Annotated in this window: 26 protein-coding genes; 9 read left to right on the forward strand and 17 right to left on the reverse strand. The window is 74.3% G+C overall.

Annotated elements, in window-relative coordinates; genetic code table 11:
* Nucleotides 1–662: GNAT family N-acetyltransferase (locus tag NH602_RS06100; protein ID WP_253067261.1), on the forward strand; the 662-nt coding region annotated here is incomplete at its 5' end.
* Nucleotides 663–678: 16 nt separating this feature from the next.
* Here NH602_RS06100 and NH602_RS06105 read toward each other — a convergent pair.
* The 10 genes from NH602_RS06105 to typA form a co-directional block, all read right to left on the reverse strand.
* A complete protein-coding gene (locus NH602_RS06105; RefSeq protein ID WP_253067262.1) occupies nucleotides 679–1,458 on the reverse strand; it encodes a hypothetical protein in 780 nt (259 codons plus the stop codon).
* Nucleotides 1,455–1,847, reverse strand: a complete 393-nt coding sequence (locus tag NH602_RS06110) for a hypothetical protein (RefSeq protein ID WP_083659005.1) — start codon at nucleotides 1,845–1,847, stop codon at nucleotides 1,455–1,457. Before NH602_RS06110 ends, NH602_RS06105 begins: the two co-directional genes overlap by 4 nt.
* A complete protein-coding gene (mshB, locus tag NH602_RS06115) occupies nucleotides 1,844–2,731 on the reverse strand; it encodes an N-acetyl-1-D-myo-inositol-2-amino-2-deoxy-alpha-D-glucopyranoside deacetylase (RefSeq protein WP_073577731.1) in 888 nt (295 codons plus the stop codon). The genes NH602_RS06110 and mshB overlap by 4 nt, the downstream gene beginning before the upstream one ends.
* A 9-nt stretch (nucleotides 2,732–2,740) precedes the next feature.
* Nucleotides 2,741–3,856, reverse strand: a complete 1,116-nt coding sequence (tsaD, locus tag NH602_RS06120; RefSeq protein ID WP_100879687.1) for a tRNA (adenosine(37)-N6)-threonylcarbamoyltransferase complex transferase subunit TsaD — start codon at nucleotides 3,854–3,856, stop codon at nucleotides 2,741–2,743.
* Nucleotides 3,857–3,923: 67 nt separating this feature from the next.
* Nucleotides 3,924–6,002 (reverse strand): dipeptide ABC transporter ATP-binding protein, encoded by a 2,079-nt coding sequence (locus tag NH602_RS31605; protein ID WP_308292813.1) that lies wholly within the window; start codon nucleotides 6,000–6,002, stop codon nucleotides 3,924–3,926.
* Between the two features lie 3 nt (nucleotides 6,003–6,005).
* Nucleotides 6,006–6,980: an ABC transporter permease gene (locus tag NH602_RS06135; RefSeq protein ID WP_179761010.1), complete on the reverse strand. Its 975-nt coding sequence runs from the start codon at nucleotides 6,978–6,980 to the stop codon at nucleotides 6,006–6,008.
* 21 nt (nucleotides 6,981–7,001) lie between these two features.
* Nucleotides 7,002–7,934: an ABC transporter permease gene (locus tag NH602_RS06140; protein WP_062400435.1), complete on the reverse strand. Its 933-nt coding sequence runs from the start codon at nucleotides 7,932–7,934 to the stop codon at nucleotides 7,002–7,004.
* Nucleotides 7,935–8,020: 86 nt separating this feature from the next.
* Nucleotides 8,021–9,724 carry an ABC transporter substrate-binding protein gene (locus tag NH602_RS06145; RefSeq protein WP_253067263.1) on the reverse strand — a complete coding sequence of 568 codons (1,704 nt, stop codon included), beginning with the start codon at nucleotides 9,722–9,724 and terminating at the stop codon, nucleotides 8,021–8,023.
* Nucleotides 9,725–10,043: 319 nt separating this feature from the next.
* Nucleotides 10,044–11,903 carry an ABC transporter family substrate-binding protein gene (locus tag NH602_RS06150; RefSeq protein ID WP_073577725.1) on the reverse strand — a complete coding sequence of 620 codons (1,860 nt, stop codon included), beginning with the start codon at nucleotides 11,901–11,903 and terminating at the stop codon, nucleotides 10,044–10,046.
* A gap of 152 nt (nucleotides 11,904–12,055) precedes the next feature.
* The gene (typA, locus tag NH602_RS06155; RefSeq protein ID WP_073577807.1) at nucleotides 12,056–13,951 is read right to left on the reverse strand and encodes a translational GTPase TypA; all 1,896 of its coding nucleotides are present in this window, start codon (nucleotides 13,949–13,951) and stop codon (nucleotides 12,056–12,058) included.
* Between the two features lie 124 nt (nucleotides 13,952–14,075).
* Between typA and NH602_RS06160 the strand changes: the two genes are divergently transcribed.
* Entirely contained in the window at nucleotides 14,076–14,225 is a 150-nt protein-coding gene (locus NH602_RS06160) for a hypothetical protein (protein ID WP_020626377.1), read from the forward strand.
* Between the two features lie 255 nt (nucleotides 14,226–14,480).
* Here the strand turns inward: NH602_RS06160 and NH602_RS06165 are convergent, their stop codons facing one another.
* Together NH602_RS06165 and NH602_RS06170 are read right to left on the reverse strand one after the other, a co-directional pair.
* Complete coding sequence (locus NH602_RS06165) at nucleotides 14,481–15,473, reverse strand: hypothetical protein (protein ID WP_253067264.1); 993 nt, start codon at nucleotides 15,471–15,473, stop codon at nucleotides 14,481–14,483.
* Nucleotides 15,474–15,551: 78 nt separating this feature from the next.
* Nucleotides 15,552–16,379 (reverse strand): NUDIX domain-containing protein, encoded by an 828-nt coding sequence (locus NH602_RS06170; RefSeq protein WP_253067265.1) that lies wholly within the window; start codon nucleotides 16,377–16,379, stop codon nucleotides 15,552–15,554.
* 95 nt (nucleotides 16,380–16,474) lie between these two features.
* Here NH602_RS06170 and NH602_RS06175 point away from each other — a divergent pair, with 95 nt between their 5' ends.
* The 3 genes from NH602_RS06175 to NH602_RS06185 all read left to right on the forward strand — a co-directional run bounded on the left by NH602_RS06175 (nucleotide 16,475) and on the right by NH602_RS06185 (nucleotide 18,797).
* Entirely contained in the window at nucleotides 16,475–17,470 is a 996-nt protein-coding gene (locus NH602_RS06175) for an ABC transporter ATP-binding protein (RefSeq protein WP_374210135.1), read from the forward strand.
* On the forward strand, nucleotides 17,467–18,393 hold the full coding sequence (locus NH602_RS06180; RefSeq protein ID WP_253067266.1) for an ABC transporter permease: 927 nt from the start codon (nucleotides 17,467–17,469) through the stop codon (nucleotides 18,391–18,393). Before NH602_RS06175 ends, NH602_RS06180 begins: the two co-directional genes overlap by 4 nt.
* A gap of 104 nt (nucleotides 18,394–18,497) precedes the next feature.
* A complete protein-coding gene (locus NH602_RS06185; RefSeq protein WP_062400425.1) occupies nucleotides 18,498–18,797 on the forward strand; it encodes a 4a-hydroxytetrahydrobiopterin dehydratase in 300 nt (99 codons plus the stop codon).
* Nucleotides 18,798–18,838: 41 nt separating this feature from the next.
* Here the strand turns inward: NH602_RS06185 and NH602_RS06190 are convergent, their stop codons facing one another.
* Nucleotides 18,839–19,636 (reverse strand): carbon-nitrogen hydrolase family protein, encoded by a 798-nt coding sequence (locus NH602_RS06190; protein WP_253067267.1) that lies wholly within the window; start codon nucleotides 19,634–19,636, stop codon nucleotides 18,839–18,841.
* Nucleotides 19,637–19,836: 200 nt separating this feature from the next.
* Between NH602_RS06190 and NH602_RS06195 the strand changes: the two genes are divergently transcribed.
* Nucleotides 19,837–20,907 (forward strand): 3-deoxy-7-phosphoheptulonate synthase, encoded by a 1,071-nt coding sequence (locus tag NH602_RS06195; protein WP_100879679.1) that lies wholly within the window; start codon nucleotides 19,837–19,839, stop codon nucleotides 20,905–20,907.
* Nucleotides 20,908–20,919: 12 nt separating this feature from the next.
* On the opposite strand, the gene NH602_RS06200 is transcribed toward NH602_RS06195, so the two are convergent.
* From NH602_RS06200 to NH602_RS06210, 3 genes are read right to left on the reverse strand one after another with little or no spacing between them, the layout of a single operon-like run.
* Nucleotides 20,920–21,339: a hypothetical protein gene (locus NH602_RS06200; protein ID WP_208623043.1), complete on the reverse strand. Its 420-nt coding sequence runs from the start codon at nucleotides 21,337–21,339 to the stop codon at nucleotides 20,920–20,922.
* 47 nt (nucleotides 21,340–21,386) lie between these two features.
* The gene (locus NH602_RS06205; RefSeq protein ID WP_179761015.1) at nucleotides 21,387–21,875 is read right to left on the reverse strand and encodes a GNAT family N-acetyltransferase; all 489 of its coding nucleotides are present in this window, start codon (nucleotides 21,873–21,875) and stop codon (nucleotides 21,387–21,389) included.
* Complete coding sequence (locus NH602_RS06210; RefSeq protein ID WP_179761016.1) at nucleotides 21,869–22,360, reverse strand: GNAT family N-acetyltransferase; 492 nt, start codon at nucleotides 22,358–22,360, stop codon at nucleotides 21,869–21,871. The genes NH602_RS06205 and NH602_RS06210 overlap by 7 nt, the downstream gene beginning before the upstream one ends.
* Nucleotides 22,361–22,500: 140 nt before the next feature.
* Here NH602_RS06210 and NH602_RS06215 point away from each other — a divergent pair, with 140 nt between their 5' ends.
* From NH602_RS06215 to NH602_RS06225, 3 genes are all read left to right on the forward strand, one after another.
* Nucleotides 22,501–22,656, forward strand: a complete 156-nt coding sequence (locus tag NH602_RS06215) for a hypothetical protein (RefSeq protein ID WP_157818474.1) — start codon at nucleotides 22,501–22,503, stop codon at nucleotides 22,654–22,656.
* A gap of 48 nt (nucleotides 22,657–22,704) precedes the next feature.
* On the forward strand, nucleotides 22,705–23,304 hold the full coding sequence (locus NH602_RS06220; protein WP_253067268.1) for a thermonuclease family protein: 600 nt from the start codon (nucleotides 22,705–22,707) through the stop codon (nucleotides 23,302–23,304).
* Between the two features lie 61 nt (nucleotides 23,305–23,365).
* Complete coding sequence (locus NH602_RS06225; RefSeq protein ID WP_073577805.1) at nucleotides 23,366–23,923, forward strand: TetR/AcrR family transcriptional regulator; 558 nt, start codon at nucleotides 23,366–23,368, stop codon at nucleotides 23,921–23,923.
* Nucleotides 23,924–24,011: 88 nt separating this feature from the next.
* On the opposite strand, the gene NH602_RS06230 is transcribed toward NH602_RS06225, so the two are convergent.
* A complete protein-coding gene (locus tag NH602_RS06230) occupies nucleotides 24,012–24,641 on the reverse strand; it encodes a hypothetical protein (protein ID WP_179761018.1) in 630 nt (209 codons plus the stop codon).
* Between the last annotated feature and the right edge of the window lie 104 nt (nucleotides 24,642–24,745).

The raw sequence follows: 24,745 nt of genomic DNA on the forward strand, positions 1-24,745 counted from the left end.
GGGCGAACTCCGCGCTCGCGCTCGGCGACCCGGGGATGCCGGTCGAACGAGCCCTGGAACGCGTGCGGGAGTTCGCCGGGCGGCACGACATCGCCCCGACGGTGCAGGCCCCGGTGGACGCGCCCTGGTCGAACCGGGTGGCCGAGGCGGGCTGGGTGCGGGCCGAGGACCCCGGGACCTGCACCGTGCTCGTCACCCGCGCCGCGTCCGACGGCCCGGCGCCGCAGTGGCCCGCGACGCCCGGACCGGACTGGTGGGCCGCGCAGGGCGAGCCGGAGCCCGGGCCCGGCGCGCCCGCGTGGGCGGTGCTGACCGGGGTGCTGCGTCCCGGTGAGCAGAGCGGACGGACGGGCACGGACCGCGTCGAGGTCGGGTTCGGCACGCTCGCCGACGCCGGCGGGACGCCGGTCGCGTCGGTGCGCGCCGCCGTCGTCGACTCCCACGTCTACGTGTCACGGCTGTGGGTCGTCCCGGCCGCGCGGCGCGGCGGTCTCGCGGCCCGGCTCACCGGACAGGCACTGTCCTGGGGCGCGGCGCACGGGGCGCGGCACGGGATGCTCGACGTCGCCGACGACAACACCGCCGCGCTCGCCCTCTACCGCGCTACCGGCTGGACCGACCACCACCGCTACCACTACCTGGTCCCCCCGGATCCGGCCTGACCGGAGTGTCAGGGGCTCAGGCGAACCCGCGGCGGAGCAGCCAGGCGCGGGCCTGCTTGGCGGCGCGCTTGAGCCCCGACCACTCCCCCAGATACTTCCCGACGACGCCGACGACCGGCAGCAGCCCGAGCCACTGGTGGTAGAAGCGGCCGTGCGGGCGCTTGCCGAGCTCGTCCTCGACGCCCCACAGGGCCCGTCCGAGACGCCACACGGCGCTGCCTACGCGCTTGAGCGTGACCCGCTTGCCGTCGCCGGCGAGATCACCGGTGAGCTCCTCGGCGCGGGCGTCGGCATCGGCGTCCTCGGCCGCGGTGAGCTCCCGGGCGGCGAGGTCGAGCTCGCGCTGGAACAGCACCGACGCCAGCAGCTCGACGAGCCGGTCCTCCGAGCGGACGCCGTGCTCGCCCGCGATCGCGACGAGCAGCAGCCCCTCGCCCGCCGCGCCGACGGCGTCGGACACCGGCAGGGTGCGGGCCAGGGCCCCGCCCAGGCCGGGGATCGCGGCGATCAGCGTGGTGAACCGGCCGACCCGGTAGACCCACCAGTCGGTGCGGGCGGGGACGTCCATCGCCGCCCAGGCCGAGGTGCCGGGGACCTTCACCGACGCCAGCGCGTCGAGGATCTTGTCGGCGAGCGAACGTTCCTCCTCGGTCGCGTCCTCCGGACGGTCCGAGCCGGGCGTCACCCGGGCCCGCAGGCCGAACGGGTCGGACTCGCGCAGCCCGTCGAGCACCGGCCGGGTGGCCCGCACGAACGGGCGCAGGACCTGCACCAGGTCGTCGTCGGAGATCGTCATCGGGTCACCCTTCGGTCGTTGCGGCCGTCCGCCAGCCGGTCGAGCGCCCTGCGGAACGACACGACGCCGGTCACGGCGCCTGCGACGAGCAGCAGCAGCGACTCCCAGTTCACCGGGAGCAGGAGATCCCCGCCCGGGCCGAAGAAGCCGAGCACGAGCACCGCCGCGAACCAGACGACCAGCGGGGCCGCCGCACCCGCCGGGGTCGGGAGGATCTCGGTGGCCGTGGTGTGGATCAGCCACGGCAGCGAGACGACCACGATCACCGTGCCCAGCGGCACCGGGACCGGGCCGATGTAGAGCATCTGGAACATCAGCTCGAAGGCCACCAGCAGCAGCGAGATCACCAGCAGCACCAGCGCGAGCGGGAGCCTCGTCACGTCGCTCACCCGTCGACCCCCTCGAACAGATCCGTCTCCGTCGTGCCGGGCGGCGCGCCGGCGAGCACGTACTCCTCGACCCCCAGCAGCGGCTGGACGATGCCGTTGCTCATCGCGAACGCGACCCAGCCGTCGCCGCTGCGGACGTCGATCTGGGTGGCGTGCGCCCGCATCGCCGCGACCCGCTCGTCGTCATGGGCGTCGACGTCGACCCGGGTGGTGACGGCGGCGGCGTCGTGGCCGGGGTGCTCGTCGGGCGCCGGCCAGCGCAGCCCGGTGCGGTCCGGGTCCCCGCCGAGCGCGGAGTGCAGCTCGGTGAGCCCGTCGTCGAGCAGCGCGCTCGACCGCACCGCGAAGTACAGCTTGGCGACGACGTCCGGGCGCGCCCCCGCCGCGGCGACGACCAGCTCGTGCGCCCGGACGTGGTCGGGATGGCCGTAGCTGCCGTCGGAGGCATAGGAGACCAGCACCTGCGGGCGGACCTCGTCGATGATCTCCAGCAGCTGGGCGAGCTGGGTGCCGAACGGCTCCGGGGCGGCGAACGCCCGCGGATGCAGCTCCGGCGGGAGCGCGGCGCGGGTGCCGTGCCCGGCCAGCACCATGCCGGAGTCGCGCCAGCGCCCGGGGCCGCCGAGCCAGCGGTGCCGGGGCCCGCCGAGGGCGGCCAGCGCGGCGTCGAGCTCGCGGATGCGGTAGCCGCCGAGCTGGTCACCGCGGTCCGGGGCGAGCTCGGCCAGCTCCGGACCGATCACCTCGCCCTCCTCCCCGAGGGTGCAGGTCACCACGGTGACCTCGCAGTCGGGGTCGGCGGTGTAGCGGGCGATGGTTCCGCCGGTGGTCAGGGTCTCGTCGTCCGGGTGGGCGTGGACGAGCAGGAGGCGACGAGCAGGCACGCCGGGAGCCTACGGGGCGATGATCGACCCCGCCGCGGCGTGGGGGACGACGGGCAGCGGGAACTCCGCCGCCTCCCCCGTCGCCGGGGGGAACGTGATCGTTGCGCCGGTCAGCGGCACGGTCGGGACAGCGGTCCCGCCCAGCCCCGCGGGTTCGACGCCGTCGCGGACCAGGAGGTCGCCCAGGGCTGCGATCATCGCGCCGTTGTCGGTGCACAGCCGGGGCACGGGCACCCGCAGGGTGATCCCGGCGCCCGCGCAGGCGCGCTCCATCTCGGTGCGCAGTACCCGGTTCGCCGCGACCCCGCCGACCATGAGCAGGGTGTCCGCGCCGCGCTCGGCACACGCCCGCAGGGCCTTGCGGACCAGGACGTCGACGACGGCCATCTGGAACGACGCGGCGACGTCCGGGACCGGGACGGCGCGGCCCGCGTCCTGGGCGGCCTCGACGTGCCGGGCCACGGCGGTCTTGAGCCCGGAGAAGGAGAAGCCGAACGCGGCGTCGCGTGGACCGGTCATCGGGCGCGGGAACGCGATCGCGGCCGGGTCGCCGTCGAGTGCGGCCCTCGAGACCGACGGGCCGCCCGGGTACGGCAGGCCCAGCAGCCGGGCGACCTTGTCGAAGGCCTCCCCCGCCGCGTCGTCGACGGTGTCGCCGAGGTGCTCGACGGGGTCGCGGGCCAGGTCGCCCAGCGCCAGCAGCGAGGTGTGCCCGCCGGAGACGATCAGGCAGACGCAGCGGTCGGGCAGCGGGCCGTGCTCCAGGACGTCGACGGCGGCGTGCCCGGCCAGGTGGTGCACCCCGTAGAGCGGCACCTCCAGCGCCGCCGCGTACGCCTTGGCCGCCGCGACGCCGACGTGCAGCGCGGGCGAGAGCCCCGGCCCCGCGGTGACGGCGACGGCGTCGATGTCGGACAGCGACACCCCGGCCGCCTCGACCGCCGCGCGCACCATCGGCGTCACCGCGCTCACGTGGGCGCGGGCCGCGACCTCCGGGACCACACCACCGAAACGGGCGTGCTCGTCCGCCGACGACGCCAGCCCCTCGCCGAGCAGCACCCCGTCCCGGACGAGACCGGCACCGGTCTCGTCGCACGACGTCTCGATCCCCAGAACCAGCGACACGCCACCCAGTTTCGCACCGGGTGGCGTGTCGTGGCCGTGGGGTCCTGCTCGGACGGGTCGTGCTCGGTCAGGTCCGCAGGAGCGCGCGCTCCTCGGCGAAGTGACAGGCCACCCGGTGCCCCGGGCCGGACGCGATCTCCAGGACCGGCTTCTCGTCGATGCAGCGCGCCTTGTCGGCGTCGGACAGCTCCAGGTGCTTCCAGCACCGGGTGCGGAACCGGCAGCCCGACGGCGGGTCGGCCGGGTTGGGCACGTCCCCGGTCAGCACGATCCGCTCCCGCACCCGCTCGACCGCCGGGTCCGGGACGGGCACCGCCGAGATCAGCGCCTGGGTGTAGGGGTGCTGCGGCCGGTCGAACAGGTCGTCGCGGTCGGCGACCTCGACGACGTTGCCCAGGTACATCACCGCGACGCGGTCGGAGATGTGGCGCACCACCGACAGGTCGTGGGCGATGAACAGGTAGGTCAGCCCGAAGTCGCGCTGCAGCTGCTCGAGCAGGTTGAGCACCTGGGCCTGGATGGACACGTCCAGGGCCGAGACGGGCTCGTCGAGCACCACGAACTTCGGGTTGAGCGCGATCGCCCGTGCGATGCCGACGCGCTGGCGCTGCCCGCCGGAGAACTCGTGCGGGTAGCGCTCGGCGTACTCGGCCGAGAGCCCCACGGTCTCGAGCAGCTCCGGGATCGTGGAGTCGGTGAGCTCGCCGCCGAGCAGCTCGTACTTCTCCGACAGGATCGATCGGACCGTCATGCGTGGGTTCAGCGACGCGTACGGGTCCTGGAAGACGATCTGCATGTCCTCCCGGGCCGAGCGCAGCTCGGACTGCCCGAGCGCGGTCACGTCGCGGCCGTTGATGTGCACGCTGCCGGCGGTGGGCTCGTGCAGCCTCAGGATCGCCCGGGCCGCGGTCGACTTGCCGCAGCCGGACTCGCCGACCAGCGACAGCGTCTGCCCCTCGGGGATCTCCAGGTCGATGCCGTCGACGGCCTGCACCACACCGACGGTGCGCTGGAACAGCACACCGGAGCGGATCGGGAACGACTTGGTCAGCCCCGCGGTGCGCAGCATCGGCTCGCCGGTCGCCGTCTCCGCGACGTGTGCCTCGGACACCGGCACGACCGGCTCGCGCGGCGTGGCGGCGGCTTCGCCGACCTCGTCGGAGTGCAGGCAGGCGTGCAGGTGACCGGGCCGGTCGGTGAGCTGGATCAGCTCCGGGGTCTTCTCCGCGCAGGACGACGTGGCGAACCGGCAGCGCGGGTGGAACGCGCAGCCCGACGGGACGTGCGCGAGGTTCGGCGGCTGCCCGGGGATCGGCTCCAGCTTCTCCGGCCGGGCCTGGTCCATCCGCGCCAGCGACGACAGCAGCCCGTAGGTGTAGGCGTGCCGCGGCTCGGCGAAGATCTCGTCGCTGGTCCCGGTCTCGACGACCCTGCCCGCGTACATGACCATGATCCGGTCGGCGTGCGCCGCGACCAGGCCCAGGTCGTGGGTGATCAGGACGATCGCCGTCTCGCGCTGCTCCTGGAGCTTCTCGAGCAGGTTCATGATCTGGGCCTGCACCGTGACGTCGAGCGCGGTGGTCGGCTCGTCGGCCAGCAGGACCTTCGGGTCGTTCGCGAGCGCCATCGCGATCATCGCGCGCTGGCGCATCCCGCCGGAGAACTCGTGCGGGTACTGCGACGCCCGCGCGGCCGGGTTCGGGATGCCGACCTCGCCGAGCAGGTCGACGGCGCGGCGGCGGGCGGTGACCTTGCCGGCCTGCCGGTCGTGCGCCCGGATCATCTCGGCGATCTGGTCGCCCACCCTGTAGACCGGGTTCAGCGCGGTCAGCGGGTCCTGGAAGATCATCGCGATGTCCTTGCCGCGCAGCTTGCGCTGCTCGGACTCCGACATCGTCAGCAGCGAGCGGCCCTCCAGCAGCACCTCGCCGCTGGGGAACGTCGCCGGCGGGGTCGGGACGAGGCCCATCAGGCTCATCGCCGACACCGACTTGCCGGAGCCGGACTCGCCGACGATCGCCAGGGTCTCGCCCCGGTCGACGTGCCAGCTGACGCCGTCGACGGCCTTGACCACACCGGCGTCGGTGGAGAAGTGCACCCGCAGGTCGCGGACCTCGAGCATGTGCTCGCTTCGGTTCTCGGTCACGGGTCAGTTCCTCCCGCGCAGCTTGGGGTCGAGGGCGTCGCGCAGGCCGTCGGCCACGAACGCGAAGCCCAGCGTGGTGATCGCGATGGCGGCGGACGGGAAGATCCACAGGAAGCTCTTGCCCGGCACCGACAGGTACTGGGACGCCTGGGAGATCAACCGGCCCCACTCGGGGACGTCCGGCGGGACACCGACGCCGAGGTAGGACAGAGTCGCCATCGCGACGACGACCACGCCGATCGAGGTGAACGAGTACACGAGCACCGGCGCCACGGCGTTGGGCAGGATGTGCCGGGTCAGGATCCGCCGGGTGCCCGCCCCGATCGAGCGGGCCGCCTCGACGTACTCGGCCTCCCGCAGGGCCAGCACCTGACCGCGCATCAGCCGGGCGGTCGTCATCCAGCCCAGTGCGACGAGTGCGATGACGACCGGCAGCGTCCCGCCGCCGACCGCGCGGACGATCACCAGTGCGCCCACCAGCGGCGGGAACGCGAGGAAGATGTCGATGATCCGGGCGATGACCGCGTCCCAGGCGCCGCCCTTGAATCCGGCGAGTGCACCGAGCGTGAGCCCGAGGACGAGGGAGAAGAAGACCACGGACAGACCGACGATCATCGCCAGCCGGACGCCGTAGATGATCCCGGAGTACAGGTCGCGGCCGAGGACGTCGGTGCCGAAGAAGTGCGCCGACGACGGCGGCTGCAGCGTGTTGAGCAGGTTCTGCTCGAACGGGTCGTAGGGCGTCGAGAACGGCGAGATGATCGCCATGACGATCTCGAACGCGACGATGACCAGCCCGGCCATCGCGAGTTTGTTGCGGCGGTAGCGCCGCCAGATCTCGGCGAACTGGCCGTTGGACCGCGCGCGACGGCGACCGTCGGGCGCCGGTGTGACGGCCTCGGCGGGGTCGCCGCCCGGCAGTCCGAGCGCGGCGGCCGGATCGGTGGCCGGCGCTCCGGGGGTGGGTGGTGGGTTCATGCGAGGGATCGCCTCACTCAGTCAGCTCAGGCGGATGCGCGGGTCGAGGTAGGCGTAGAGGATGTCGACGAGCATGGAGAGCAGCACGTAGGCCACCACGCTGTAGACGACCACCGCCATGATGACCGGCGCGTTGTTGTTCGTGATCGCGCGGGCCAGCAGGAATCCGGCGCCGTTGTACTGGAACACCGTCTCGGTGACGATCGCGCCGCCGATGTAGGTGCCCAGGGTGAGCCCGACGAACGTGACGACGGGCAGCAGCGACGTACGCATGGCGTGCCTGCCGATGACCGTCCGCTCGGACAGCCCCTTGGCGCGTGCGGTGCGGATGTAGTCGGCCTGCAGGACCTCCAGCATCGACCCCCGCATCAGCCGGGCGACGAACGCCGACTCGATGATCGCGAGGGTGAACGCGGGCAGGATCACGTCCCAGTACCAGGGCACCTCCTCGAGGAAGCTGCGCGGTACCGGCGGGAACGGCCCGACCCCGGAGACGTTCGCGACCAGGAAGATCGCGACGACGAACACCGGGACACCGATGCCGATGGTGGAGACGACGGTGACGAACACGTCCCAGAACGAGTAGCGGCGCACCGCGGCGATCACGCCGGCCGTCACCCCGAACAGGACGAGGAACAGCAGTGCCACGACGGCGAGCAGGATCGTGTTCGGGACGGTCTCGGCGAGCAGCTGGGAGACCGGTCGCCGCTGGTCGAAGTCGAGACCGAAGTCGCCGGTGACCATGTTGCCGAGGTAGTTCACGAACTGGACCGGCAGCGGCTGGTCGAGACCGAATTTGGCGCGGTTGATCGCGGCGACCTCGGGCGGGACGACCTTCTCCCCGGTGGAGGCGAAGGGGTCGCCGAGCGAGAACGTCGCGATGAAGATCAGGAACGCGGTGACGACGACGACCAGGATCCCCTGGAGCAACCGCCGAAGGATGAATCTGCCCATGGAAGCACGGACTTTCGTGTGGTGGGAACGCCGCACGACGGCCCGCGTCCCGGGGTCACCGGGACGCGGGCCGCGTCAGCGGGACGTCACTTGAGGGTGATCGTGTCGAACGTCGGGTCCTCGGAGAAGTCCATGTTCACGTTGCCGAACTTCTCGGTGTTGACCAGGCGGGACTGCTGGCGGAACCAGAGCGGGATCAGCGCGAGGTCGTCGCCGATGGCGATCTTCTCGGCCCGCTTGTAGAGGTCGTTGCGGGCCGCCTCGTCCTGGGTCTGCGCGGCCTGCGCGAGCAGCGAATCGAACTCCGGGTTGGAGTAGCGGCCGCGGTTGTCGCCCTGGGCCGGCTCGCTCGGCGAGGCGGCACCGATCGACTGGGTGGCCAGCAGCGGGAACAGGTAGTTGCCCGGGGTCGGGTAGTCCGCGCTCCACGCCGCGCGCCAGAGGCCGGAGGCCTCGGGCTGCTGCTCGTTGTCGAGCAGGTCACGGAACGGCACACCGGTGTAGGTGACCTTCAGCCCGAGGTTCTGCTCGAGCTGCTGCTTGACCGCCGCGGTCCACTCCTCGTGACCGGCACCGGTGTTGTACTGCAGCTTCACCTCGGTGCCGGGGGTGAGACCGGCCTGCTGCGCGAGTCGCTTCGCCTCGTCCGGGTTGTAGGTGCACGCGGTGCAGACGCCCGGGGTGTAGGCGTCCGGGAAGTTCGGCGGGATGAGCGCGTCGGCGGGCGACGTCGAGTTCTGCAGCACGCCCTGCACGATCGCGTTGCGGTCGATCGCCATCGAGACGGCCTTGCGGGCGTCCGCGCTGTTCAGCGGCGTGGTGGTGACCGAGACCAGCAGGTAGTTGTTGCCGTTGGTCTTCTTGTTCAGCCACTTGCCCTGGGGCTCGTAGGTCGACTTGGCCTGGTTCAGGACCGGAGTGGGCATGCGCGCCCAGTCGAACTGGCCGTTCTGGAAGCCGTTGTACTCGGCGGTGACGCCGCCGCCCTCACCGGACGGGACGATGGTGATCTCGACGGAGTCGAGGTTCGCCTTGGTCCCCGCGGTGTAGGCGTCGTTGCGGACCAGCCGGATGCCGCGGTCGTGCTGCCAGGGGCCGTCCATCTTGAACGGGCCGTTGCCGACCGGCAGGTCGTTGTAGGTCTTGTTGTCCGCCGCGCCCGCGGTCGAGGGGACCGGGCTCAGCGCGGGGTGGTAGGTCCGCAGCTCGAACTCGCAGTCGGGCTTGGACAGCGAGACCGTGAGCTGGTTCGGGTTCGTCGCGTCCACGCCGGACAGCACGTTGGCGGTCCCGGCCTGGATCTGGTCGTAGCCCTGGACCTCGTCCAGGTGGTACGAGACCTCCGACGCCGAGGCCTTGGCCGCGGTGCGCTCCCAGCCCCGCTTGAACGAGGTGGAGTTCAGCACCTCGCCGTTGGAGAACTTCTGGTCCGGCTTGAGGTCGAACACCCACTGCGTGCAGTTCTGGTTGGGCGTCCACTTCGACGCGACGCCGTCGTAGACGTCGCCGTTGGGCTTGACCCGGATCAGGCCCGTGAACAGCGCCCGGTTCACGAGGGTGCCCTCGGACTCCTGGGTGTTGTACGGGTCGATCGCGGTCGGCTCGGTGATCGCCAGCCGGAACGTGCCGCCCGGCTTGCCGGGCACCTCCGGCTGGTCAGGGGTCTCCTCGAACCCGGCGGCGGTGTTGCCGCTGCCCCCCGTGTTGCTCTGCTGGCTGCAGCCGGTGAGGACGAGCCCCACGACCGCGGTCAGGGCGATGGCCGAGGCGGCCGCCCTTCTTCCCCTCATCTGCCGTGCCTCTCGAGATGTCGTGGGTGCACGCCGTTGTCGCACCCGTCCGGGACGCGACGGACCACCGGATGTGTGCCGGGGCCCGTCGGGAGGCACGCTAGGAATCGCGGCTCTCCAGCAGCGAGGTCCGACGCCGGTCGTGGCGAAACGGTGACCAGTGAACGGCGTAACGGGCTCGCAGCCGAACCGGACAGTAACAACGGGACCGTTGCGTCGCACAGCCCTCGATGCATGCCGAAACACAGTTGGTACTTACGTACCACTCGCCGTCACCGTGCAGCAGCGGAGTGCGTCCGAACGGACGCGTCCGACGGTGTCAGTTCGGGTCGTCGTCACCGGTCGGGCGCTCGCCCGAGCCCTCCGGCTCGGCCCAGGTCCGGGCGCCCGACATCGGGCCGGTCGCGATCGGGCCGGGCGTGACCCGGGTGGCCGCGTCGGTCTGCGGGTTGCTGATGACCAGACCCTGCGCCTGGTACAGCGGCAGCGCGGGGAGCTGGCGCCACAGCACCCGCTCGGCCTCGGCGACGACGGCCGGGTCCGGGCTCTCGGCGACCAGCAGCTCGTCGAGCAGCGGCTGCAGCGCGGGGAAGCAGGCCACGCCCGGCAGCTCGCCGGGCACCGCGTCCGCGGGGCAGCCGTAGTCGGAGTCCAGTCGCGGCCCGACCGCGCCGTAGGCGGCACGGGGTGCGACGAGCACGTCGACGGCGACCGGGGTCCCGGAGTCGGGGGAACCGGACGTCGTCGGGGCGGCGGTCGTCGTGGTCGGGGCCGCCGGGGGCGTGGTGACCGGTGCGGCGCTGCCGCCGGGCACCGGGCCCGCAGCCGGGGCGGGAGTGGTGGTCGGGGTCGGCGTCGTCGGGGCGACGCTCGGCTCGGTCAGCAGGTCCGGTGCCGACGGGGCGACGATCGTGGCGCCGATGCCGCCGGCCTTGAGCTGCTCGGCCACGACGCGGGCGACGTCCACGTCCTCGGTCCGCTCGGCCCCGGCGCCGATGACCACGCCGAGCGGGCGCCCGCCGAGGGTCCACCGGCCGTCCTGACCACGGACGTAGCCCGCCTCGGTGAACGCGGCCGCGGCGGCCGCCGCATCGGGTCGGCCGGGGGCGCCGGCGGGAGCGGTCGGCGCGTAACCGGGGTCCGACGGGGCGGCGCCGAAGGCGTTCACGGCTACGGCGTCGGGGTTGACGCGCTCGCGGATCGCGTCGCGGTCCAGCAGCGCCGCGATGCCCTCGCGGACCCGGGGGTCGGCCAGGGGGCCGTCGGTGGTGCGGAACTCCAGCTGCTCGACGGCCGGGCGCGGCCCGCTCTGCACCGTCGGCGGCTCGGGGCTCCGGGCCAGGACGTCGAGGGCCTGGGTGATCTCCGGCCGGGCGTCGGGCAGGGCGAGGTCGACGCCCTGGCTCTCCAGCGCCGTCGGCAGGGTGTTCGCCGGGATGCGGCGCAGGATGATCTCGTCGACCACCGCGGCGGTCGCCCAGTACGGGTCGTTGCGGGCGAGCAGGACCTCGCCGCGGAGGCGGTCGACCTGCATCAGCCGGAACGGGCCGCCCGAGGCGGGCACCCCGCCCGCGAACGGGGCGGTCCAGCCGCCCGGCGCGTCCTTGAGCAGGTGCGCGGGCAGCAGGTTGCCGAACAGCTCCCGCCAGTGCGGGTAGGGCTCGCGGAACACGACGTCGACGGCCTTGCCCGCGGCACGCGAGCGCACGTCGGTGATCTCGCGGTAGCCCGCGGCACCGATCGTGTTGGGCCGGCTGCGCATCTGCTGCCAGAGGTAGACGAAGTCCTCGGCGGCGATCGGGGCGCCGGTGGACCACCCGGCGTCGCGGTTGAGCTCGTAGCTGACGGTGAACGGGCTCTGCGAGGTGACCGTCGCGGACGTGGCGACGGTCGTGTCGAGCTGCGGCACACCGCGGTCGTCGGGCCGGAACACCGACGGCAGCGTCATCGACGCGATCGCCGTGGTGACCGCCGACTGGTCCGACCGCAGGTGCGGGTTGAACCCGGGCCCGAGGTCGTCGACGCCGACCACCACCCGGGTGGGGGCGGTGACCGGCTCGGTCGGGCGGTTCGTCTCCGGCGGGGGCGCCGGCTGCGGGTCCGCCGCGCAGCCCGTCAGCGCCAGCAGGGCGACCAGCAGGAGCGCCGGGAGCGCCCGGAAGCGTCGACGTGCTCTCACGTCCGCAGTATCCCCACCGGGGCGGGCACGCCCGCCGGACGGGGTCCGGCGGGCGCCTCCGCTCTGCTCACCGATACGCAGCGGGGCCGGATGTCGGTGAGGCCGTGCTCTGCTCACCGATGCGCACCACCGCAGCGCACGGGCCGTACGGGTCACTTCGTGGCGTTGGCCGCGGCCTTCGCGCGGGACCGGGCGCGGGCCCGCAGGTTCGGGTCCAGCTCGATCTTGCGGATCCGGACGTTCTCCGGGGTGATCTCGACACACTCGTCGGTCGCGCAGAACTCCAGCGACTGCTCGAGGCTCAGGATCGTCGGCGGGATCAGCTTGACCAGCACGTCGGAGGTCGACGAGCGGATGTTGGTCAGCTTCTTCTCGCGGGTGATGTTGACCTCGAGGTCCTCGTTGCGGGTGTACTCCCCGACGACCATCCCGCCGTAGACCAGCGTGGTCGGCCCGACGAACAGCGTGCCGCGGTCGGCGAGCTGGTCGATCGCGTACGGGGTGACCGGCCCGGAACGGTCCGAGATCAGCGAGCCCTTGTTCCGGGTCCGGATCTCGCCGACCCAGGGGCCGTAGCCGTCGAAGACGTGGCTGGCGATGCCCGCGCCGCGGGTGATCGTCAGGAACTCGGTGCGGAAGCCGATCAGGCCGCGGGACGGGACGCGGAACTCCATCCGGACCCGGCCCTCGCCGTGCACCATGTCGCCCATCTCGCCCTTGCGGGCGGCGAGCAGCTGGGTGACGGCACCGAGGCTGTCCTCGGGCACGTCCACCGACAGCTGCTCGAACGGCTCGTGCAGCGTGCCGTCGACGGTCCTGGTGACCACCTGCGGGCGGCCGACGGTCAGCTCGAAGCCCTCGCGGCGCATGGTCTCGACCAGGATCGCCAGTGCGAGCTCGCCGCGGCCCTGGACCTCCCAGGCGTCGGGGCGCTCGGTCGGCAGGACGCGGATGGACACGTTGCCGACCAGCTCGGCGTCGAGCCGGCCCTTCACCAGGCGGGCGGTCAGCTTCTTGCCCGGGTGCGGGTCGCGGCCGGCCAGCGGCGAGGTGTTGGTGCCGATCGTCATCGAGATGGCGGGCTCGTCGACGTGGATGCGCGGCAGCGCGACCGGGGACTCCGGGTCGGCGAGGGTGTCGCCGATGGTGACCTCGGCGATGCCCGCGACGGCGACCAGGTCACCAGCGCGCGCCTCGTCGGCGGGGACGCGGGTCAGCGCCTCGGTACGCAGCAGCTCGGTGATCTTCACCCGCGGCGTGGTCCCGTCCTCGCGGCACCAGGCGACCTGCTGGCCGCGGCGCAGCACGCCGGCACGAACCCGGCACAGCGCGATACGGCCCAGGAAGCTGGACGCGTCGAGGTTCGTGACGTGCGCCTGCAGCGGGGCGTCGACGTCGTCGGCGGGCGGCGGGACGACGTCGAGCAGGGTCTCGATGAGCGGCTCGAGGTCGTCGGAGTCCGGGAGCTCACCGTCGGCCGGACGGATCCGCGAGGCCTTGCCGGCGCGGCCGGACGCGTAGACGACCGGGAGGTCGAGCAGGTGGGCGGTGACCGACTCGTCGAGCTCCAGCTCGTCGGCCAGCTCCAGCAGCAGCTCGAGGGACTCGTCGACGACCTCGGCGATCCGGGCGTCGCCGCGGTCGGTCTTGTTGACCACGAGCATGACGGGCAGGCCGGCGGTCAGGGTCTTGCGGAGCACGAAGCGGGTCTGCGGCAGCGGGCCCTCGGAGGCGTCGACCAGCAGCACCACGCCGTCGACCATGGACAGGCCGCGCTCGACCTCACCGCCGAAGTCGGCGTGGCCGGGGGTGTCGACGACGTTGATCGTCGTGCCGTGCCAGTTCACCGCCGTGTGCTTGGCGAGAATGGTGATGCCCTTCTCGCGCTCCAGGTCGTTGGAGTCCATGACCCGGTCGACGAGCTCGGCGCGCTCGGCGAAGGCACCGGACTGGCGGAGCATCGCGTCGACGAGCGTGGTCTTGCCGTGGTCGACGTGCGCGACGATCGCGACGTTGCGCAGCTCGGGTCGGCCGGCCCGATCGGGCACGGCGTCGCTCTCGAGCGAGGAACGAGCGTCGAGGGCCGAGGCGGAACGAGGGATGGTCACACCTCAACGGTATCCGCTGCAAGCCCTTCACCCTGCCCCGGGCGCAGGTTAGCCTGACCTCATCATGGGCAAGGTCAAGAAGAAGTGCTGCCGGTCCAAGCCGAAGCGGTGCAAGAGCTGTCCGGTCGTCGCACTGCGGCTGCGCAAGGCGGGTGCGGACGATCTGAGCGGCAAGGCACTCACCCGCGCGATCAAGATCGCGCGCATCTACTGAACGGACGTATGACCCGCTGACCTGCGACGACGTCGCGCTTCGGGTTGCGTGCGCACCGCCTGTCCGGTAGGGCGGCGGCAGGCCGGTCGACGTCGTCCGGCAGGTCCGGGTCGTCGTGCGCCCGGACCCCGGACCGGCCTTCATGATCACCCCGTGCGCTGCGACGACGCGTCCGGTGCGCGGTGCCGGCATGGCCGGAATCACAGTCGTCCGAGTGGTCCGGTGACACCGTGTGTGGTGGCGTTCGCCGATCGTTCACCCCGCGGCCCGCCCCGCGGTACCGCCGGGCCCCGCCGGGTGCCCGGTCACGGCTTCGCGGAGGCGGTCCAGGAGCTCGTCGGGGCACCGGAGCTCCGCCGGTTCGACGACGAGCGTCCGCCATCCGTGCCGACGCAGCACCGCCCGCCGCCACGCGGGGCCGCAGCCGTCGGCGCCGGTCCCGGAGTCGACCGGGTCGTGCACCTCGACCGCCAGCCGGGCCGCGGGGAACGCGAGGTCGAGCAGCACCCCGGCCACGGTGACGTCGGTGCGCCAGGCCCGCACCCCCCTCCGGGCGAGCAGCGCCCGCAGCCCGTGCCGGGCCCGGACGGCGACCCGGCGCGACGCCCCGGCCAGCATCCGGCCGACCGGGGCCGACCCGTGCGCACCGAGGCTGCGGGCGTGTGCCTCGACCAGTTCGGCCGCGCCGACGGAGCCCGTGGTGAGCACGTGGTCGAGCAGCGCCTCCCCGGGTACCGACGGGTCGGCCGCGGCCTCCAGCACCGCCGCCGCGGGCCGGGCGACGACCGCACCGTCGTGGGTGACGACGTCGCGCGGGTCCAGGTCCCGGCGCCGGACGAGGACCCCCGCCCGCGACCGCGGAGCCCGCCGGCGCGGCACGGTGACCGTGACGACCGCGGGTGCGGACGGGAGCAGCCCCCACCACCAGGCCGCGGCGGCCCCGGTCAGCACGGCGTCCTCCCCCGCCCAGAGTGCGGCGGCGCGGACCCGGGACCGCTCGCTCGGCGGGTGGGCGGTGTGCCGGTACACGCGGGGGTGCACGGGGATCCAGCGCCGTGCGGCGAGCCTGCGGTCGACCTGGTCGGTGGACAGGCCGTGGGCCAGCGCCTGAGCCCGGGTGACCAGGCCGTCCTGCGCGGCGACGAGCCGGGCGAGCGGGTCGGTGCCGCGCGACGTGCGGCGGCGGGCCGCCCCGTGCGCGGCGGCCGGGAGGACGGACGGGACGGAGGCGGTGGTGTTCCGGTTCATGCGGCTTGGACGACGCCCGGCCCGGATCGGTTCCGCCGACCCGGCGGTGATCGTCGTTCCGGCACCGGGGACCGCGCGTCAGGTCCGCAGCAGATCCACCAGCTCGGCGACGACGGCCCGGTCGGCGTCGAGCCAGCCCAGGGCCGCCACCTCGTGCGGCCCCACCCAGCGCAGCGCCCGGTGCTCGCGGGCCTCCGGCTCCGGGGAGCCGGCCGCCGCCCGGGCGGTGTGGATCCGCAGCACGCGTCGCCCGATCGGCAGGTCGGTGCCCAGCCGCTCCCCGACCACCACCCGGGCGCCCAGCTCCTCGGCGCACTCCCGGACCAGCGCCTGCTGCTCGCTCTCGCCGTCCTCGACGCCGCCGCCGGGCAGCTCCCAGCGTCCCGCCAGCTCGGCCGGGTAGGAGCGCTGGGCGACGAGCAGCCTGCCGTCGCGGACGATCGCCGCTCCCACGACCACCCCGGCCCGGCCCAGCTCCGCGACCCGCTCGGCGAGCACGTCACGGCGGGCCCGGAGCAGCCGCGCCCCGTAGTGGCGCAGCACCGGGTCGGAGAGGCGGCCGAGCGCACCGAGGGGCGGCTCCCAGGTGAGCTCGTCGTGGACATGACTGCCGCCGCCGTCCGCGGGCGTGACCCGGGTCGAGTGCCGCAGCACCGCCGCCGGACCCGCCGCCAGCTCCGACCACAACCCGTCGGCCCCGGCGCGGGTGATCCGGGTCCGGCAGGCCGGGAACCCGCCGGGCAGCGCGACCCGGATCTCGTCCCCGGCCACGAGCAGCGCCGACGGTGCGGTGAACCGGGCGCCCACCCGCGCGACCGCGCGGGCCGAGGGGGCGGATTCACGCAGCACCCCCGCGACGAGTCGGGGCGGTCCGTCCACATGATGGTCCAGGCTCAGCACCGGCACACCGCTGATCCTCGCAGCCGTACCCGCACCCGGCCGGGCCGACCGATCTCGCCGAAACGGCCCGCTCGCGGCGCTGCACGGTCACGCTGGATCCCGTGTACCGGACGTCCGCCCCCGCCGACTCCCCCGAGCCGACCGCCGCGCCCCGCCCACCGGCCGTGCGCGCGATCGGCCTGTCCCGCGGTTTCGGCGCGGTGCGCGCGGTCGACGGGGTGGACCTCGACGTGCCGATGGGCGCGGTCCTCGGGCTGCTCGGCCCCAACGGCGCGGGCAAGACGACGCTCATGCGGATGCTGCTCGGGCTGCTCGCCCCCACCGACGGCGAGGTCGAGCTGCTCGGACGGCGGCTGCCGTACCGCGCGTCGGAGGTGCTGCCGCACGTCGGAGCCCTGGTCGACGCGCCCGCATTGCACCCGCACCGCACCGGCCGGCAGAACCTCCTGCGGGCCGCGGCCGCCGAACCGCTGCTGGCCTCGGCACGGATCCCGGCCGCCGTCGACGCCGTGCTGCGCCGGGTCGGGCTCGCCGAGGCGGCCGACCGCCGTGCCGGTGAGTACTCCTCGGGGATGCGGCGGCGCCTCGGTCTGGCCGTGCCGCTGCTGACCCGGCGACGTCTGGTCGTGCTCGACGAGCCGACCGACGGGCTGGACCCGGCGGGCACCCGCGAGGTGCGCAGGCTGATCGCTGAGATGAACGCCGCGGGCGCGACGGTGATCGTCAGCTCGCACCTGCTCGGGGAGATCGAGGCGACCTGCAGCCACGTCGCGGTGCTCCGGGCCGGGCGCCTGCTGTGCGCCGGCCCGCTCGACGAGCTCGTCGACTCCGGCCCGTCGGCGCTGGTGGTGACGACGCCGGACGGCGAGCGCGCCGTCGCGGCCCTGCTGGCCCGGGGCATCGACGCCGAGCCGGGAGCCCGGGACCGGGTGTTCGTGCCGGCCGGGCCCGCCGCGCCGGACGTCGTCGCGACGCTGGTGCACGCGGGTGTCGCCGTGCACGGGGTGACCCGGCCCGCCGCCCGGCTGGAGGAGTTCTTCGCCCGGCTCACCGGGGAACCGGCCCCGGCGGGTGCCGGGTACGGAGCGGGACGGTGAGCGCGGGCGTGCGTCCCGAGCACACCCGGGGCACCGCGGCTCCCCGGCCCGACGACGACTGGGCCGCCGCCCCCCTCCCCCGGACCGGGCCGTCTCCCTCGGAGGCACCGGCGCGGGTGCGGTCCGCGAGCTCCACCCGCCCGCGCTCCGGCCCGACGGCACGCCGCCCCACCTCGGCGCCCTTCGGCCGGCTGCTCCGCTCGGAGCTGGAGCTGGCGCTGCTGCGTCCGCGCACCGCGGTCGTCCTCGCGGCGGTCGCACTGGTGCCGCTGCTGGCGACGATCGCGCTCGCCACCGACGCCGGCCGCCTGTCCTTCGCACTCGGGACCCTGACGGTCGCGCTGTCCGAACCCGCGGCGTTCGCGCTCGGGATGCCCGTGGTGCTCGTGGCGGCCGACGCGTTCGCCGCGGAGCGTGCCCGCGGCACCCTCGACGCGTTGCGGTTGTCCCCCGTCGGCCCGGGACGGCTGCTCGGGCTCAAGGCCGCCGCGGTCGCGGTGACCTCGCTGCTCGCCGCGGCGACGACGGTCGTCTCCGCCCTGGTCTGCGGCGGCCTCGCCCTGGGTGCCGGCCCGTTCGGGGCGGGCGCCACCGTGGCCCGGGCCCTGGTGCTCACCGGCTGGGCCGCGCTGCAGCTGTGCGGGCTCGGGATGCTGCTGCTGGCGATGTCGGCGCTGGTCCGGCGACCCGCCGGGGTGGTCGCGACCGGTCTGGCCGCGCTGACCGTCGCGCCGCTGGCGACCGTGCTGTGGGAGCCGATCGCGCCGGTCCTGCCGTCCGGGCACTGGCACGAGGTCCTGGCCGGGGTCCTCGCGGTGCCCGCCGACCCGTCGGCCCTGTGGGCGACCACGGCGCGGGCGGCCGGCTTCGCCGTCGCCGGGGCGGGTGCCGTGGTCTTCGCCCTGACCCGCCGCGACGGATGAGCGCTCCCGGCCGGTCGCCGCTCCACCGGAGCGGGCTGCTCCACCGGGAGGATTCGGACAGCCTCCACCGCGACGGGGTACGCCGTCTGCGCCACGATGGGGCGATGCCCACCCCGACGCTCACCGACGCCGAGATCGCCGACGCCCTGCAGAAGCTGCCCGGTTGGGACCGCGACGGCGACTCCATCGTCCGCACCGCCACCCTGCCCGACTTCGAGGCCGCGATCGCGGTGGTGGACCGGGTCGCCGAGGACGCCGAGGCCGCCGACCACCACCCGGACATCGACATCCGCTACGCCACGCTGACGTTCCGGCTGTCCACGCACTCCGAGGGCGGACTGACCGCGAAGGACGTCGACCTCGCCGCGCAGATCTCCGACCGGCTCAGCACCGCGGGCGGCTGAGCCGCCCCGGGCGGCCGCCGCTCCGGGCGGCCGGACGCCGCTCAGAACCGCCGGTTGGCCAGCACCGGGATCTGCTCGCGCACGGTCGTGGCCGCCGCCGGGTCCACGTCGACCACGAGCAGCCCGGGCTCGGCGCCGAGTGCGTCGACGACCTCGCCGCGCGGGCCGGCGACCAGGCTGTACCCGATCCCGGTCGGCGCCTTGCCGTGCTCGCGGCCGGCCGTCGTCGGGTCGGCCTGGTCGCACGCGACGACGAACGAGCCGGTGTCGAGCGCACGGGCCCGCACCAGCAGCTCCCACTGCTCGCGCTTGCCCGGGCCCGCGCCCCAGGAGGCGGGTACCAGCAGCACGGTGGCGCCGTCGTCGGCGAGGCGCTGGTACAGACCGGGGAAGCGCACGTCGTAGCAGGTGGACAGGCCGACCGTGACCGGCTCGTCACCGCCCACCCCGACCACGACCGGCTCGGTGCCGGGCTCGACGGTGTCGGACTCGGCGAAGCCGAACGCGTCGAACATGTGGATCTTGTCGTAGTGGGTGTTAACACCGCCGCCGGTGGCGAGCAGAGTGTTGCGGACCCGGCCGTCCCCGGACGGGGTGAACATCCCCGCGACGACGGTGGTCCCGGCCGCCGCGGCGACCTCGCGGACCCGCGTCGCCCACGGTCCGTCCAGCGGCTGCGCGACCGGGCCGAGCGCGACCCCGAAGCAGCACATGGTGGCCTCGGGGAACAGCACGAGCTGCGCGCCGGCGTCGGCGGCCGCGTGGGTGCGGCGCTCCACCTCGGCGAGGTTCTCCTCGGGATCCGGGGTGGACACGATCTGGGCGAGGGCGATCCGCATGTGCCGGTGGTACCACGCCTGCCGCCGGCGTGGGGTACGGTCGGTGCGTGCTGAACGCGTACTACTGGTTTCGCCGGCCGGCCCGGGATGGGCTGGCAGGTGCCGTAGCGCGCTGACCTCCATCCCCTCGAGCCGGCATTCCAGACCGGCTCGGTCGAGGTGATCCGGGGCGGTCCGCCGGGTAAGGACCACCGTCTCCGATGAGTGCGAGCACCACCCCCCTGCAGGTCGCCCCGACCGACGACCGCCGCATCGAGCGGATCAGCCCGCTGATCTCGCCCGCACTGCTGCGCCACGACCTGCCCTGCGACCCCCGGGTCGCCGAGACCGTCACCCGCGGCCGCGCCGCGGTCACCGACATCCTCGACGGCGACGACGACCGCCTGCTCGTCGTCGTCGGGCCGTGCTCGGTGCACGACCCGGACGCCGCCCTGGACTACGCCCACCGCCTCGCCGCCCGGGCCGAGGAGCTGTCCGGTGAGCTGTGCGTGGTCATGCGTACCTACTTCGAGAAGCCGCGCACGACCGTCGGCTGGAAGGGCCTGATCAACGACCCGGGCCTGGACGGCACCTTCGACGTGAACCGCGGACTGCGCACCGCGCGCACGCTGCTGCTCGACATCTCCGCGCTCGGGCTGCCGGTCGGCTGCGAGTTCCTCGACCCGATCACCCCGCAGTACATCGCCGACGTGGTCACCTGGGGCTCGATCGGCGCCCGCACCGCGGAGAGCCAGGTGCACCGCCAGCTGGTCAGCGGCCTGTCGATGCCGGTCGGGATCAAGAACGCCACCGACGGCGACATCCGCGCCGCGATCGACGGGATGCGCGCGGCCGCGGCGTCGCACGTGTTCATGGGGGTGAACGCCGACGGGCTCGCCGGCCTGGTCACCACCACCGGCAACCCGGACACCCACGTCATCCTGCGCGGCGGGGCCACCCCCAACTACTCGGCCGCCGACGTCGCCGCGACCGCCGACGGGCTGCGTGCGGCGGGCCTGCCGGAGCGTGTCGTCGTCGACGCCAGCCACGGCAACAGCGGCAAGGACCACGTGCGGCAGGCCGGCGTCGTCGCGGAGCTGGCCGAGCGGATCGCGACCGGCGAGCGGGCCGTCACCGGGCTGATGATGGAGAGCTTCCTGGAGGCGGGACGCCAGGAGCTGGGCCCGGACATGGTCCGCGGCCGCTCGGTGACCGACGCCTGCATGTCCTGGGGCACCACCGACGAGCTCCTGGGCACGCTCGCCGACGCCGTGCGCCGCGGCCGCCGCTGAGCCCCGGGCCGCTCACCCCGGGCCGTCCAGCCGATCGAGGACCCGCCGGCGCAGCAGCTCGTACTGCGCGCGGCAGCGCCGCGGCGGGCCCTCCGGGCGCACGACCACCCGGGGCGGGTGGACCGTCTCCCCCGTGGCGAACTGGTCCCGGGTGAGGTCCACCTCGGCGCCGCCGGGCAGCCGGTTCCACCAGTGGTAGCCCTGCAGGCGGCCGTCGGCCTGCCACACCTCGGCCAGCAGCAGGTCACCGCCGAACAGGTCGTGCAGGACCAGTGCCGTCGCCCCGCACTGGCCCCGCGACGGACGGTCCGGGGTCCAGTCGGTGACGTCCGCGACGTCACAGGTGTCGCGGCTCCAGGAGGCGCGCAGCGCGGCCGCCACCCGGGCCGGGACGGGTGGCGAGGCCGGGGGCGACGGCAGGGCGCTGGTCATGGCTCCGACGCTACGACCGACCCCCGACAGTTCCGCGCCGCCGCAGGTCAGCCGACCGGCGGAGCGATGTGCCTGGCCATCAGGACGTCGTCGACGGCGACCCCGTCGATCACGAACTCGGCGCGCAGCACGCCCTCCTCGACGAAGCCGCAGCGGCGGTACAGCTCCCGGGCCCGGGTGTTCGGGCCGAGGACCCGCAGCGTGACCTTGCGGCCGCCGCTCTCGCGGGCGCGGGCCACCGCGGCGTCGACCAGCGCGCGGCCGACGCCGCGGCCGGTGTGCCCGGGGTGCACCGCCAGACCTCCGATGCAGCGGACGTGGTCGTGCGCCGGGACCGCGGGCGGAGCGGCCCCGACGATCACATACCCGGCCACGGCGCCGTCGTCGTCGGCGACGAGAACGTCCCCGACCGCTGTCCGGTCGAGGAACGGCTCGGGCCGCGGCGGGGCCGGGCTGACCTCCGCGGTCCAGGTCAGGGCGTCGATCCGGGTCAGCCCGGGGTCGTCCGAGGGTGTGGCGGGCCGGACGGTCAGCACCGCGGGGCCGGACGGCCGACGGGCCGGTCCATCCGCGTCTCGCTGATGCCGTCGGGCCGCTCGACGACGCCGCGGTCGACGAACCCGAGCCGCCGGTAGAACGCCGCGGCGCGGTCGTTGCCGATCACCACGTGCAGTGCCAGCGTCCGCGCGCCCCACCCGGCGGCGCGGTCGAGGACCGCGTCGACGAGTGCGGTCGCGGCGCCGTCCCCGCGTGCGTGCGGGGCGACCCACAGGGCGATGAGGTCGGCGACGCCGTCGCCGTCCGGCGGGACGGCCACGACCTGACCGGCGGGGCGGCCGCCGACCTCGACCACCAGGTACCGGCCGGGCGCGGCCAGCCGGTCACGCCACTCCCGCTCCCCCGCGCCGAGCCAGTCGGTGAGCCGGCTGTGGAACGCGTCGGGCGCCTCGGCCAGTGCGGCGAGGCGCATGTCGCGCCAGGTCTCCCAGTCGTCGGGCCCCAGCTCCCGGACGGTGATCACGCATGGCCTCCCGGACGGACGGAGGCGCCGAACCTAGCAGCGTCCCGGAGCGGTCCCGCCGCGTGTCCGGCGATCGACAATCCTGATGAGGTTGGTCCGGACGGCGCAACATCGGCCCGCTGTCCGGCGAGACGACCGGCATGACCGCGCCGCGCCGCCGCACCCGTCCCACCGGACCCCGTCTGCTGCTGGCCGGCGCCGTCCTCGCGCTCGCCCTGTCCGGGACCGGGGTCGCCGGGCCCGCCTCCGCGGGCACCGGCTGTTCCGCGGCCTGGACCGCGGCCGGATGTCCCTGATCCCGCCCGGCAGGCAACCGGACGCCCGATTCGGTACGAACTCCAGTCATGCTGCCCGAACCGCGCCACCGCGCCCGGACGCTCCTGTCCGCCTGGTCCACCGGCCCACGCCGCATGATCGCGATGCTGGCCGTGCTGGTACTGGTCGCCCTCGGCATCGTCGGGGGGCTGACGATCGGCCGGATGTCCGACAACCCGGCCCTGGCCGGCGAGCCGGGGACGGCCGCGCTCGGCCCGCTCACCGGCCCGCCGACGTTGTACGGGCGGGTGCAGCGGGTCGTGGACCCGGCGACGGTCGTGGTGGACGTCGGGGGCCGTCCGGTGACGGTGTCGGTGATCGGCGTGGACACCGCGTCGACGCCGCCGTGCGCGCGGGCCGACGCGCAGCGGTTCGCCCAGGATTTCCTCGACGGTCAGGAGGTCACGCTGGTGCCGGACCCGACGCTGCCCGCTCCGGCGGCGGACGCCCCGACGTGGCCCGCGTACCTCGTGATCGGGACACAGCAGTCCTACACCGACGCTGCGCTCGTCGCGGGCTGGGTGGACCCGGGGCAGGGCCGCTACCGGCCGGGCTTCGAGGCCGGGCAGCGCATCGCGCAGGACCGGCGGGCCGGCATGTGGGGGCCGCCGTGCAACCGGACGTCCTGACCGCACGGCGACGCGGTGGGCCCTCGCAACCGGGTGTCACCCGTTCGGCAGAATGGTGAGCGTGGATCCCCGGGCGGTGCGCACACGACGGCGTCTCCAGGACGCGCTGCTCGCGCTGGCCAGGGAGCGCGCCCTCGAGTCGATCACGATCGCCGACGTCGCGGAGCACGCGTCGGTGAACCGCAGCAGCTTCTACCAGCACTACACCGACAAGGAGATGCTGCTGGCCGACGCGCTCGCCAACCGGGCGGCGGACGCCGGAGCGGACCTGTCGGACCTGTCGATGGACGACATCGGGCCCGAGCCGCCCGCGGCGCTGCTGCGCTGGTTCATCCATCTGGCCGAGCACGCCCCGCTGTACCGGCAGGCGCTCGGCGGTGCCGCGGCGCCGGACGCAGCGGCCGGGATGCGCCGCCGGATGCAGTCGGTCGTCGCCGACACGACGGTGCGGCTGGGTGTCTCCGAGGACGCGTTCGGCATGCCGCTGGACGTGTTCGCCGCCGGCCTGACCTGGACGCTGCTCGGGGTCGCGGCCAGCTGGCTGGAACGGGACCCGCTGCCCCCACCCGACGTCGCGGCCGGGTGGGCGTGGCGGATGCTGGTCCGCCGGGACTTCTGAGCTCCGCTCGGAGGGACCGGTCGGCCGTACCGCCCGGGCCGGGTCAAGCGGCCCGGGCGGTACGCGCCTCGCGGGTGTCCCGCGGAGCTCAGCCCTGGACGATGCCGGAGTTGCCCTGGTCGACCGTGGTGGTGGACTGCGACACCGGGCCGCTGGACAGCAGGCCGCCGATGTTGATCGACGGGTTGACGGTGGCCGCGACGTCGACCAGGCCGCCACGCTGCGAGGCGTGCCCGCCACCGCCGTGCTTGCCGCCGGACTGCAGGATCCCGCTGTTGGAGTCGTCGACGGTGGTGGTCGACTGCTGCACCGGGCCGGAGTTCAGGATGCCGCCGACGTTGGCCGACGGGCTGACGTCCAGGCCCAGCCCGACCAGGTCGTCGACCTGCACGGCGTCGCCCGCGCCGCAGCCGCTCTGCACGATGCCGGAGTTGGACCGGTCGAGCGTGGTGGTGTCCTGGGAGACCGCACCCTGGTTCAGGATGCCGCCGATGTTCAGCTGCGGGTCGACGGCCGCGTCGAGGCCGAGCAGTCCACCCTTCTGCGAGGCGGACGACGGCGCGCAGTCGCCGCCCTTGTCGTGGTGCTTGCCGCCGTCGCCGTAGTCACCGGCGAAGGCCATTCCGGCCGAGCCCAGGACCAGCGGGACGGACAGGACACCGGCGGTGGCGATCCGCCGGGCGTTACGACGGGCGGGGGTCGTCTCGGGGGCGTTCATGGCACTCCTTCTGTGGCGATGTGATCCGGCCGTCGTACTGACACTCCGTCACTGGCCGGTGCCGCAGAACGTACGGACGCCCATCACCGAAGCGAGAGCACCCC

This window comes from Pseudonocardia sp. McavD-2-B, from assembly GCF_024124365.1.
Taxonomy (GTDB): Bacteria; Actinomycetota; Actinomycetes; order Mycobacteriales; family Pseudonocardiaceae; genus Pseudonocardia; species Pseudonocardia alni.